The organism is Kosakonia beeri (assembly GCF_054165705.1).
The window spans coordinates 4,567,982-4,579,882 of sequence record NZ_CM135106.1; the positions used below are offsets into that span (position 1 = coordinate 4,567,982).

The 11,901-nt window shown below is 54.4% G+C and carries 10 protein-coding genes; 2 read left to right on the forward strand and 8 right to left on the reverse strand.

Annotated features, from left to right (window positions below):
- Positions 1–56: 56 nt before the first annotated feature.
- The 3 genes from dinF to ACUY4S_RS21640 all read right to left on the reverse strand — a co-directional run bounded on the left by dinF (position 57) and on the right by ACUY4S_RS21640 (position 2,561).
- Positions 57–1,391, reverse strand: a complete 1,335-nt coding sequence (dinF, locus tag ACUY4S_RS21630) for an MATE family efflux transporter DinF (protein ID WP_458022775.1) — start codon at positions 1,389–1,391, stop codon at positions 57–59.
- 78 nt (positions 1,392–1,469) lie between these two features.
- Entirely contained in the window at positions 1,470–2,084 is a 615-nt protein-coding gene (gene lexA, locus ACUY4S_RS21635) for a transcriptional repressor LexA (protein ID WP_312690432.1), read from the reverse strand.
- A 108-nt stretch (positions 2,085–2,192) separates the two neighbouring features.
- Complete coding sequence (locus tag ACUY4S_RS21640) at positions 2,193–2,561, reverse strand: diacylglycerol kinase (protein ID WP_312690434.1); 369 nt, start codon at positions 2,559–2,561, stop codon at positions 2,193–2,195.
- A 131-nt stretch (positions 2,562–2,692) separates the two neighbouring features.
- Here ACUY4S_RS21640 and plsB point away from each other — a divergent pair, with 131 nt between their 5' ends.
- Positions 2,693–5,116, forward strand: coding sequence for a glycerol-3-phosphate 1-O-acyltransferase PlsB (plsB, locus tag ACUY4S_RS21645; protein WP_312690436.1), 2,424 nt, complete (start codon positions 2,693–2,695; stop codon positions 5,114–5,116).
- A gap of 40 nt (positions 5,117–5,156) precedes the next feature.
- Here the strand turns inward: plsB and ubiA are convergent, their stop codons facing one another.
- From ubiA to malK, 5 genes are all read right to left on the reverse strand, one after another.
- A complete protein-coding gene (gene ubiA, locus ACUY4S_RS21650) occupies positions 5,157–6,026 on the reverse strand; it encodes a 4-hydroxybenzoate octaprenyltransferase (protein WP_312690438.1) in 870 nt (289 codons plus the stop codon).
- A 13-nt stretch (positions 6,027–6,039) separates the two neighbouring features.
- A complete protein-coding gene (gene ubiC / locus ACUY4S_RS21655) occupies positions 6,040–6,537 on the reverse strand; it encodes a chorismate lyase (RefSeq protein WP_312690440.1) in 498 nt (165 codons plus the stop codon).
- A gap of 180 nt (positions 6,538–6,717) precedes the next feature.
- Positions 6,718–7,659 carry a maltose operon protein MalM gene (gene malM, locus ACUY4S_RS21660; RefSeq protein ID WP_458022773.1) on the reverse strand — a complete coding sequence of 314 codons (942 nt, stop codon included), beginning with the start codon at positions 7,657–7,659 and terminating at the stop codon, positions 6,718–6,720.
- Positions 7,660–7,764: 105 nt separating this feature from the next.
- Complete coding sequence (locus tag ACUY4S_RS21665) at positions 7,765–9,111, reverse strand: maltoporin (RefSeq protein ID WP_312690444.1); 1,347 nt, start codon at positions 9,109–9,111, stop codon at positions 7,765–7,767.
- Positions 9,112–9,221: 110 nt separating this feature from the next.
- Positions 9,222–10,331 carry a maltose/maltodextrin ABC transporter ATP-binding protein MalK gene (gene malK / locus ACUY4S_RS21670; RefSeq protein ID WP_312690446.1) on the reverse strand — a complete coding sequence of 370 codons (1,110 nt, stop codon included), beginning with the start codon at positions 10,329–10,331 and terminating at the stop codon, positions 9,222–9,224.
- Positions 10,332–10,701: 370 nt separating this feature from the next.
- Here malK and malE point away from each other — a divergent pair, with 370 nt between their 5' ends.
- On the forward strand, positions 10,702–11,892 hold the full coding sequence (gene malE, locus ACUY4S_RS21675) for a maltose/maltodextrin ABC transporter substrate-binding protein MalE (protein ID WP_312690448.1): 1,191 nt from the start codon (positions 10,702–10,704) through the stop codon (positions 11,890–11,892).
- The last annotated feature ends 9 nt before the right edge of the window (positions 11,893–11,901 follow it).

Below are 11,901 nucleotides of genomic sequence, written 5' to 3' on the forward strand. Positions count from 1 at the left end.
AAACGAGGCGAGAGTCATTATTAAAAATCGAGGAGAATAAAGAGCGATAAGCGCTGTCAGGAATGCCTAGTGTCAGAAAACCAGCTGCCGTTGCGCCAGTGACGCCGCCACAGCCACGCCAGTGTTAGCCCACGTAGCGCCAGAAACACCGCCAGCGATAACCACAGAGCATGATTACCCAGCACGGGGAGGGTCAGCAGCGTCAGGGCAAACCCTGCGGCAGCAACAGCCATACTGTTTCGCATCTCCGCTCCTCGCGTCGCGCCGACAAACATGCCATCCAGCAGATAACACCACACGCCGACCACCGGCAGGATCACCTGCCAGAACAGATAGAGCCCGGCCAATTGTTGCAACGCGGGCAGCGAGGTCAGCAGTGCAATGAGGTGCTTCCCTGCCAGCGCATAGAACATCGCAAAAGCCAGCGCTACCAAACCGGCCTGACGGCAAGCCGCATGCCAGACATGCATTAACTGGCTACCGTCTCTGGCTCCGTACGCCTGCCCGGAATGGGCTTCTACTGCGTAAGCGAAGCCATCCAGCGCGTAGGCAGTGAAGGTCAAAAACATCATCAGCACGGCATTCGCCGCCACCGTCTCGGGCCCCAGCCGCGCACCAAAAACGGTAATGGAGCCAAAACAGAGCTGGAGCAGTAAAGAGCGCAGCATAATATCGCGATTTAGCGACAGTAACCGCCTGACACCACCACGCCAGGCCTGGCGCAGCATCGGAATCGTTATGCCATGCATAATCAGTACGCGCCGCGCCATAAGCAACCCAATGACAAATGTCGCATATTCCGCGACCGCGGTTGCCAGCGCTGCGCCCTGCACATTCATGTGCAGCCCCATCACCAGCCAGACATCAAGCACAATGTTCAGCGCATTGCCCACCACCAGCAATATCACCGGAGCACGAGCATACTGCACGCCTAACAACCACCCCAGCAGTACCAGATTACCCAGCGATGCCGGCGCGCTTAGCCACCGGATCTCCAGGAAGCGCCGCGCCTGTTCCAGTACAGCCTCACTGCCACCAGTGATGTGCAATGCAAGATCGATTAACGGCGTACGCAGCATGGCAATTAGCACACCGACGACCAGAGCCAGCAGCAGTGGCTGGATCAGTGCGCGGGCCAGTGCAGAAGTGTCACGGGCACCAAACGCCTGTGCTGTAAGGCCGGTCGTGCTCATGCGCAGAAACAACAGCAGCATAAACAGAAAACTGGTTGCCGTTGCGCCAATCGCCACACCGCCAAGATAGACAGGGCTGTCGAGATGACCGATCACTGCTGTATCCACCAGCCCCAACAGCGGGACAGTGATATTGGAGACGATCATCGGCAGCGCAAGTCGCCATAGCGCTTTATCGGAGGCACTTAACAATGACATAGCCGTGTAGGAATCAGTCGGGGAGAAAGGTTTTACGCTGCGGAGCGTATAACAGCACCGCAGCACATAAGCGGGGCGTTACAGCCACTGCCCATTGCGAATGACACCGACCGCCAGACCTTCAATGGTGAAGTTTTGATCGCGCAGGTCAACCACAATTGGGGTGAATTCGCTGTTTTCCGGTAACAATTCTACGGTGTTACCGTGTTTTTTGAGGCGTTTTACCGTGACTTCGTCTTCAATACGCGCCACCACAACCTGGCCGTTACGCACATCCTGCGTTTTATGCACGGCCAACAGGTCGCCATCCATAATGCCAATGTCTTTCATCGACATCCCGCTAACGCGCAACAAGAAGTCCGCATGCGGTTTAAAAAGTGAGGGATCAACCTGATAGTGACCTTCAATATGCTGCTGTGCCAGTAACGGTTCGCCCGCAGCAACACGCCCGACCAGCGGCAAACCTTGATCTTCTTCTTCTCCGAGCAGCAGGCGAAGACCGCGCGATGCGCCGGAAACTATTTCAATTACCCCTTTACGCGCAAGCGCTTTGAGGTGTTCTTCAGCCGCATTTGGGGAACGGAACCCCAATTGTTGTGCGATTTCCGCACGCGTCGGTGGCATACCGGTTTGATTGATGCGTTCGCGGATGAGATCGAACACCTCTTGCTGCCTGGCCGTTAAAGCTTTCATTCCGCCCCCTGGGTGTATATACAGTGATGCTGTGAGTATATACAGTTAAAGGCGATTTTGGAACCAAATTTAAGCAAAAAACCAGGCTCTTAACGAATTCCGGAAGCATTATCGAAAATATGACCAAAGCAACGAGATCCAGGTAAACAGCGCCAACAGGATAGACATCAGCACGGCGGCAGAGCCCATGTCCTTCGCACGCCCCGAAAGCTCATGGAATTCGGTACCAATTCGATCGACGACCGCTTCAATCGCACTATTCAGGATTTCCACAATCATCACCAGAGAAACCGAACCAATCAGTAACACGCGCGTGATCGCGTCAATATCAAGCCAGCAGGCGATAATAATGGCCAGCGTCACTGCAATCGCTTCCTGGCGAAACGCCGCTTCATTTACCCATGCAGCGCGCACCCCTTTCCAGGAATAACCGGCAGCTTTAATGATCCGGGTTAATCCAGTGGTATTATTAGCCATGAAAAAGAACCTTTTTATGTAATGAGCGTCAATGTCTATGTAAGCACGCAGCGGTACAACAGAAATTATGCGCGCTTTCTGATATTCTTTGCGGCGCAATGGCACTATTAACCAGAGGCTTTACATCCTTTATGTCCGGCTGGCCACGAATTTACTACAAATTACTGAATTTACCATTAAGCGTGCTGGTAAAAAGTAAATCGATCCCCGCAGAACCTGCACAGGAACTGGGTCTCGATACGTCACGCCCCATCATGTACGTGCTGCCTTACAACTCTAAGGCGGACTTACTGACACTCCGCGCACAATGCCTGGCACATGAGTTGCCAGACCCGCTGGAACCGCTGGAAATCGACGGCGCGCTCCTGCCGCGCTACGTGTTCATTCACGGCGGACCGCGTGTATTCACCTATTACACGCCGAAAGAAGAGTCCATCAAACTGTTTCACGACTATCTGGATTTACACCGCAGCCATCCAGACCTGGATGTGCAAATGGTGCCTGTGTCGGTGATGTTTGGCCGCTCGCCTGGGCGTGAAAAAGGTGAGGTGAATCCGCCGTTGCGCATGCTTAACGGCATTCAGAAATTCTTCGCTGTCTCCTGGCTGGGTCGCGACAGCTTTGTGCGCTTCTCGCCGCCAGTTTCCCTGCGTCGCATGGCGACTGAACACGGCACAGACAAAATTATCGCGCAGAAACTGGCACGTGTCGCCCGTATGCACTTTGCCCGCCAGCGTCTGGCCGCTGTAGGGCCGCGCCTGCCTGCCCGTCAGGATCTGTTTAATAAGCTGCTTTCATCCAAAGCGATTGCCAGGGCAGTTGAAGACGAAGCGCGCAGCAAGAAAATCTCACACGATAAAGCGCAGCAAAACGCGATAGCCCTGATGGAAGAGGTCGCGGCGAACTTCTCGTATGAGATGATCCGTCTGACAGACCGTATCCTCGGCTTTACCTGGAACCGCCTTTATCAGGGCATTAACGTGCACAACGCCGAGCGTGTGCGCCAGCTAGCTCATGATGGCCATGAAATTGTCTATGTACCCTGCCACCGAAGCCATATGGATTATTTGCTGCTGTCCTATGTGCTTTACCATCAGGGACTGGTGCCGCCGCACATTGCTGCAGGCATTAACCTGAATTTCTGGCCAGCCGGGCCGATTTTCCGTCGGCTGGGGGCGTTCTTTATTCGTCGTACCTTCAAGGGCAATAAGCTCTATTCCACCGTGTTCCGCGAATATCTGGGCGAGCTGTTCAGTCGTGGCTACTCCGTGGAGTACTTCGTGGAGGGCGGTCGTTCGCGTACCGGGCGTTTACTGGATCCGAAAACCGGTACACTGTCGATGACCATTCAGGCGATGCTGCGCGGCGGCACGCGCCCGATCACGCTGGTGCCAATCTATATCGGTTATGAGCATGTGATGGAAGTGGGCACCTACGCTAAAGAGCTGCGTGGTGCGACAAAAGAGAAAGAGAGCCTGGTGCAGATGGTGCGTGGACTGAGTAAGCTGCGCAACCTGGGCCAGGGTTATGTGAACTTCGGCGAGCCGATCCCGCTGATGAACTACCTGAACCATCATGTACCGGAGTGGCGCGAGTCTATTGATCCTATCGAAGCGATTCGTCCGGCATGGTTAACCCCGACGGTGAACAATATTGCGGCCGACTTAATGGTGCGTATTAACAACGCCGGCGCGGCTAACGCGATGAACCTGTGCTGCACGGCGTTATTGGCCTCTCGCCAGCGTTCATTAACACGTGAGCAACTGACCGAGCAATTGACCTGCTATCTCGATTTGCTGCGCAATGTACCTTATTCACCGGATTCAACAGCCCCTTCTGCCAGCGCCAGCGAGCTTATCGATCACGCGTTGCAGATGAACAAGTTCGAAGTCGAAAAAGACACCATCGGCGATATCATCATTCTGCCGCGCGAGCAGGCAGTCCTGATGACCTATTACCGCAACAACATCGCGCATATGTTGATGTTGCCGTCGCTGATGGCGGCGATTGTCACTCAGCATCGCGCAATTTCGCAAAGTGAGATTCTGCGCCATGTAGAGCAGCTTTATCCGATGTTGAAAGCGGAATTGTTCCTGCGTTGGGAGAAAGCCGAACTGGCGAGCGTTCTGGAGAATCTGACCCAGGAGCTGTTACGTCAGGGGCTGATCACGCTGAAAGAGGATCGTCTGAGTATCAACCCGGCACACTCACGCACGCTGCAGTTGCTGGCGGCAGGCGCCCGCGAAACGCTGCAACGCTACGCCATCACCTTCTGGTTGCTGAGCGCCAATCCGTCGATGAACCGCAGCACGCTGGAAAAAGAGAGCCGTACTCTGGCCCAGCGTTTGTCCGTGCTGCACGGCATTAACGCGCCGGAGTTCTTCGATAAGGCGGTGTTCAGTACGCTGGTGCTGACGCTGCGAGACGAAGGCTATATCAGTGATACCGGTGATGCGGAACCGGCACAGACGCTCAGCGTGTACCAGATGCTGGCGGAGCTGATTACATCGGATGTGCGTTTGACGATTGAGAGCGCAACACAGGCAGACGTGTAACGGTAAGATCCCCTCTCCCTGCCAGGGAGAGGGGAACAAATCAGAGCAGGTAGCTTAACGCCAGGCCTAAAAACAGCACCAGCCCAACGTAATTGTTGTTCAAAAACGCTTTAAAGCAGGCATCGCGATCGCGGTTCGCAATCAGTTTCTGCTGATACACAAACAATGCCCCCGCCACCCCTACCGATGCGTAGTAAATACCGCCCAACCCGTTTAGCCAGCCCACTGTCGCCATCAGCATCATCACCGCAACCTGTAAAATACCGATGATCAGCTTGTCATGACGGCCAAACAGGATCGCCGTCGACTTGATACCGATTTTCACATCGTCATCCCGATCGACCATCGCATACTGCGTGTCGTAAGCCACCGCCCACAAGATATTGGCAAGGAACATAATCCAGCAGCTCAGTGGTACCGACTCGCTGACAGCCGCAAATGCCATCGGTATCGACCAGCCAAACGCTGCCCCCAGCACCACCTGAGGCAGGTGCGTATAGCGCTTCATAAACGGATAGACCCAGGCCAGCGCCAGCGCGGCAACTGACAGCAGGATCGTCATCATATTCAGAGTCAGTACCAGCGCGAAAGCCAGCAATACCAGTACCACGAACAGCGTTCGTGCCTCATTCTCAGTAACATCACCGCTGGGTAAAGGGCGGTTAGCCGTCCGCTTTACGTGACCATCAAATTTACGGTCCGCATAATCATTTACCACACACCCTGCTGCGCGCATCAGCCAGACACCCGCAACAAACACCAGCAAAATCCACAGCGGCGGCAAGCCCGGCGTCGCAACCCATAACGCCCATAATGTTGGCCACAGCAGCAGCAACGCCCCAATCGGTTTGTCCGTACGCATCAGCCGGTGAAAGGCCAACAGCTTATTCTGCGTGAGACTCCACTCCATTTTCATTTTCCTCTCAGTACAACGGCGACGCAGGCAAAAACAGTTCGGTCAGTATGAGCGGTTTTCCGCCCAGACGCAGACGGGAACGACGTCCCCACAGCTGCTCATGACGACCGATTTCAATAAAGTCACGCGTAAGCGTAGAAGAGGTAAAGAGATATCGCCCAAGCGGCGTAGTGCCCAACTGTTGCAACGCCAGTTCCGGGCCGCTCAGGGTAGACTCTGGCACCACTGTGCGCCCGGCAAGCCAGGGTTCACCATCGGCACACAGCAAGATTTCCCGCAGCCAGTAACGGGGTTCGGCAGGCAACAAGCCATGCTCCTGCTCAATGTCAGCCGCGCTGACAAAGGCTTCCCGAATTAACGTAACGCTTACCGTTTTGCCCTGCTGCTCAAAACGTTTAGTCATGGAATCTTCCAGCAACAGCCAGTCCAGTTGTTGCGGTTCTAGCGCAGGAATAGCATCGAGATAGCGCAGCGCACGCAGTTGCGTTAGCGCGGGGTGTGACATGCCTTACTCTCCGGTACATAACGTAGCATTATTGTATCGCAGAACGGGACATGCAGGCGGGAAAGTTCATTCAGTTTTCATCAGCGCAACAGATACGCAACAGTGCGCTACTGTGCCGGAAAAAAAGGTGCGTCAGGCGACGCACCAGTTGCTGCAAATATCAACATTGTGGGGAGACTGTTACCCCTTGCCTTTTACACTGCTGATAAAAGTGGAACGGGCTGACTTCGACCCGAGGCGCTCTGCTTCATCTAACAACTTCAATGCCTTATCAACATCCCCCTTCGCAACAGCCTGCTTAATAGCCCGGTTAAAATAGCTCTCCGTATCATTAAGCATTGGCTCGCTTTTCGCCGCAGGCGCAGCAGCCGGGGTAGCAACAGGTGCCGGTTGCGCGTTGTAAACCGGTGCTGCGGTATTGCCGACAGTCACCGGGCCTGGGCCGGAGGAACCAAACAGTGGGCCAACCAGAATGCTGGAGCTGCTACTGTTTTTCACTTTCAGGTTCACCACCCCTTCCGCAATATGGCGCGCTATGGGATCCGGGATATCAGGGATCGCGTTGCCCACGCCTTTCGCATACGCTTTAGCGGGATCAAGCAGCGTGGTGGTTTTCTGCAAATCACTTTCGGTGGTGAACGCAAGGATATAGAGCTTCTGCTGGCCCAGCGCAGGCGTAAGGCGCATAACCCCTTCCAGTCGGTCTGCACTTAAGACTCCCGGTTCCTGGTAGGTAAAATAGCTACTCGGGAAATAGGCCGCAGGTGACATATTCTGATCAAAGACCAGCACGTTTGGCGCAAATACACCGGTATTTTTATTAACATCGCTTGAAAGCGTCAGCGAAAGTTCACCGATGTTGGCTGGCACGCTAAACGCCGCAACTGGCCCGGTAATCCCCGGAACATTCAGATGCTGACCGCCAGTGGCAAGCCGCACCGTCTGGCTTTTGGACGTGTCGACGGGCCTCCAGGTGAGTTGTTGCAGTGCTGATGTCGGAATCGACGGCGCTGCCGCTGTGTTCTGTGGCACGATATTCACATCAGCCAGCGCGACACCCGGTACCGCCGCCAGCAACCCCGCGGAGAGGCACAGGGCAATGAAGTTTTTTTTCATTTTCATTTTAATCACCTTCAGGATGCAAAACAGCGGTGGCCAGGCAATAGCGCGCTGTTTGTAAGAATCAGAGGGGCTTACGCCCCTCTTTTGTTTACGCGAGTGAAACCCTTACCACCAGATTTCCATCTGAGCACCGAAGCTCCATTCGTCACTGTCGCCACGGCCAAAGCTTGAACCGCCTGTACCATTGCGGGTTGCCAGACCATAGTTGGCGTTCGTGCCCGGATTACCGCTGGTGTTGTAACCCCATTTTTCGTCCCATTTCGCATAGGTTGCGAAGACGCGAATGGCCGGGCGAGACCAGATGCTGTCGCCTGCCTGCCACTGTTGTGCGAGGGTGATTTTGTACTGGTTGTTCGTGTCGTTGGTGCGCTGAGACTTCACGTTGTCATAGCCCACTTCCAGCAGGGTGCTCATGATCGGCGTCCATTTGAACATTGGGCGCACACCCACCGTCCACCATTTGGTGCCGTTGTTGTTATCCCAGTCGATGTCCTGATACATACCGACATACATCAAATCCCAACGGTCGCCGAGAGAGATGGCACCGTGGTCGAGGATACGCAGCAGGCTGCCGTTGTTATTAGTGCTGTAAGGCAGCTTACTGTCGCTTTCAATACCGATACCGGAGCCTTGCGATAACCCTTTGCCCTGCGATGTCAGCGCATCGGTCGCATATTGCACGACGAACTTGTTATAGCCTTTCAGCATGCTCTGAACGTGCTCAGCCGTGAACATCCAGCCGTCTTTCGTTTCGGTATTATCATATAAATGGTAGCCGTCACGGGTGTTAGCGCGGCCATAGTCAACGCCAAACTCCAACGTACCGCCCGGGTTGATGGCCATCTGCGCTAAACGCACGTCAAAAACATCGTTGGCGGTTTTTTCGGTGTAATCGTAAATGCTGTTGCTGGCGAAGGTAGAAGAGCCGCCAGCTTCTGTCGAACGGGTCGCAGCCAGAGAGAGTTTACCGAAGCCGAGATCGACGTTTTCCAGACCTGCGCCCGGGCCGGAAATATCCCAGTAGTAGAAGTCAATCATGTGCACGTCATGACGCTGGTAGAAACGTTTACCCGCCCAGATGGTCGAGCCTGGCAGCGCATCGATCAGGTTTTTACCCTGCACGTTAGCTTCACGGAATGCCGGGTCTGTTGCTTCCCAGTCATTTTGCTGGGCTACGGAATAAGCCACGTTAGTGTCGAAGTAGAAGCTTTTATCGCCCTCCTTCCACACTTCCTGGCCGAGTTTTAATTCAGCGTAGGTTTCACATTCGTTGCCGAGACGGTATTTAGAGCCTGCACCCGTCGCCTGGAAGCATTGCTGCTCGCCGCCGCTGCCTGTCCAGCCAATGCCGGAACGGGCATAACCTTTAAAGTCGACGGCGCCCGCCTGAGCAGACAAAATGCCTGCCGTAATGGCGAGAGCCAGTGGAAGTTTGCGCAGAGTAATCATCATTCTATCTCCTGAGATCATTGCTTTTCTTTTTACACATCCCCTTTTGCGCTATCTCTTGAGTGGCTGCAGCGAGATAGCGCGAATGGCTTTGTGTAAGTTTTTTGGAATGCTTAAACGCCAGGTTCTTTATGCAACCGGCGGCAGGCGGTGCCATCTTCACGGAACAGATGGCAACGCTCCGGCGGTAAACCGATGGCGAATGTGGCACCCTCTTCTACCAGCACCACGTCGGTCTGGCGGTAAACCAGGTTCTGACGTATTGCGGGGATCTGGATATGAATTTGTGTTTCGTGACCGAGCTGTTCTACGACCTGAACTTCACCCTCCAGCGTGACATCGGCGATGTCGCTGGGAAGCAAATGCTCCGGGCGAATGCCCAAAGACATGTTGGCGCCGACCTGCACATTGGCGCTGTCTACCGGCAGCCAGACTTGCTGGCGGTTAGGCAACTCAACCTGCACCTGCTCAATGGCAGTAGCCGTCACTTTTACCGGCAGGAAATTCATCTTCGGCGAACCGATAAACCCGGCGACAAAGCGGTCAGCCGGATAGTGATAAAGCTCCAGCGGTTTACCGACCTGCGCAACGCGGCCGGCATCCAGTACCACGATTTTGTCGGCCAGCGTCATCGCTTCGACCTGATCGTGGGTGACGTAAATCATCGTGCGGCCCAGTCGCTTATGCAGACGCGAAATCTCAATGCGCATCTGTACACGCAAGGCGGCATCAAGGTTGGAGAGGGGTTCATCAAGCAGGAAGACGCGGGGTTCGGCCACCAGCGTACGGCCAATCGCTACGCGCTGACGCTGACCACCGGAGAGTGCTTTCGGTTTGCGGTCCAGCAAATGCGCCAGTTGCAGGACTTCGGCAACCTGCGTGACACGCGTTTTGATGGTTTCTTTCTTCTCGCCCGCTAATTTCAGGCCAAAAGACATGTTTTCCGCGACCGATAAATGCGGATAGAGTGCGTAAGACTGAAATACCATACCAACGCCGCGTTCAGCGGGAGGAACCTCATTCATACGGGTATCGCCAATCAGCAAATCCCCGCTGGTAATGGTCTCCAGCCCGGCAATCATGCGCAGCAGCGTCGATTTACCACAGCCTGACGGGCCAACAAACACCACGAACTCACCTTCGTGGATCTCAAGGTTAATGTCTTTCGACACCACCACATCGCCCCAGGCTTTCGTTACATTACGCAGCTGTACGCTCGCCATGCCCTTCTCCCTTCGTTACAACCTGTCACCAACAGAAACATTCAACGTTGGCTGACTATGGGGCATCGGTACAGTGTGCGAATCCTCCACCCCCCCGGTTTTTTATGGGGGAGGAGATGGGAGGATGAGCAGGATGGCTCTGCCCCCCGGACGGGGGTGCTGCGGGCATTTTCGTGATGCGCTTTGCAAAAATCAGCGCTTTTTTGTGTGCGCTGAGACACATAACGAAAATTTATGCAGCACAGATCACACAAATCACCCCGGGGGCGTAGGTTTAAGGAGGATGAGAAGCGCTTGCCAAAAAAGGAGACTAATCCCGTCGAACCACCCTGAACGTATCCACGAGCACATCACCTAAAGGACGGGATATATGAAAATCAAAACAGGCGCACGCATCCTCGCATTGTCCGCAGTAGCGACGATGGTGTTTTCTGCCTCTGCCCTCGCCAAAATAGAAGAAGGCAAACTGGTTATCTGGATCAACGGCGATAAAGGCTATAACGGCCTTGCCGAAGTGGGTAAGAAATTTGAGAAAGACACCGGGATTAAAGTCACCGTCGAACACCCGGACAAACTGGAAGAGAAATTCCCACAGGTTGCCGCCACGGGCGATGGCCCGGACATTATTTTTTGGGCACACGACCGCTTTGGTGGCTATGCGCAATCTGGCCTGCTGGCGGAAGTCACTCCGGACAAAGCCTTCCAGGACAAGCTCTATCCCTTCACCTGGGACGCAGTGCGTTACAACGGCAAGCTGATCGCTTACCCGGTAGCCGTGGAATCCTTGTCGCTGATTTATAACAAAGACTTGCTGCCAAACCCGCCAAAAACCTGGGAAGAGATCCCGGCGCTCGATAAGACGCTGAAGGCGAAAGGCAAAAATGCCCTGATGTTTAACCTGCAAGAGCCATATTTCACCTGGCCGCTGATCGCTGCCGACGGCGGATACGCCTTCAAGTTTGAGAACGGCAAATATGACGTGAAAGACGTTGGCGTAGACAGCGCGGGTGCCAAAGCGGGCCTGAGCTTCCTGGTGAAACTGATTAAAGACAAGCACATGAACGCCGACACCGATTATTCAATTGCCGAAGCGGCGTTTAATAAAGGTGAAACCGCACTGACCATCAACGGTCCGTGGGCATGGGCCAATATTGAGAAGAGCAAAGTCAATTACGGCGTCGCCCCGCTGCCAACCTTTAATGGCAAACCGTCGAAACCGTTCGTCGGCGTCCTGAGCGCGGGCATCAATGCCGCCAGCCCGAATAAAGAACTGGCGAAAGAGTTCCTTGAAAACTACTTGCTGACCGATCAGGGTCTGGAAGAGGTGAACAAAGACAAACCGCTGGGTGCCGTGGCGCTGAAAACCTATCAGGATCAATTAGCAAAAGATCCGCGCATTGCCGCCACTATGGATAACGCGAAAACCGGTGAAATTATGCCGAATATCCCGCAAATGGCTGCCTTCTGGTACGCCACCCGGACTGCGGTTATCAATGCCGTGAGTGGCCGTCAGACCGTGGATGCTGCGTTGAAAGACGCGCAGGGTCGTATCACCAAGTAAGTCACAGGA

Coding starts and splice junctions, on each gene's coding strand:
- dinF (WP_458022775.1), bottom strand. CDS start 1,391: ATGTCATTGTTAAGTGCCTCCGATAAAGCGCTATGGCGACTTGCGCTG.
- lexA (WP_312690432.1), bottom strand. CDS start 2,084: ATGAAAGCTTTAACGGCCAGGCAGCAAGAGGTGTTCGATCTCATCCGC.
- ACUY4S_RS21640 (WP_312690434.1), bottom strand. CDS start 2,561: ATGGCTAATAATACCACTGGATTAACCCGGATCATTAAAGCTGCCGGT.
- plsB (WP_312690436.1), top strand. CDS start 2,693: ATGTCCGGCTGGCCACGAATTTACTACAAATTACTGAATTTACCATTA.
- ubiA (WP_312690438.1), bottom strand. CDS start 6,026: ATGGAGTGGAGTCTCACGCAGAATAAGCTGTTGGCCTTTCACCGGCTG.
- ubiC (WP_312690440.1), bottom strand. CDS start 6,537: ATGTCACACCCCGCGCTAACGCAACTGCGTGCGCTGCGCTATCTCGAT.
- malM (WP_458022773.1), bottom strand. CDS start 7,659: ATGAAAATGAAAAAAAACTTCATTGCCCTGTGCCTCTCCGCGGGGTTG.
- ACUY4S_RS21665 (WP_312690444.1), bottom strand. CDS start 9,111: ATGATGATTACTCTGCGCAAACTTCCACTGGCTCTCGCCATTACGGCA.
- malK (WP_312690446.1), bottom strand. CDS start 10,331: ATGGCGAGCGTACAGCTGCGTAATGTAACGAAAGCCTGGGGCGATGTG.
- malE (WP_312690448.1), top strand. CDS start 10,702: ATGAAAATCAAAACAGGCGCACGCATCCTCGCATTGTCCGCAGTAGCG.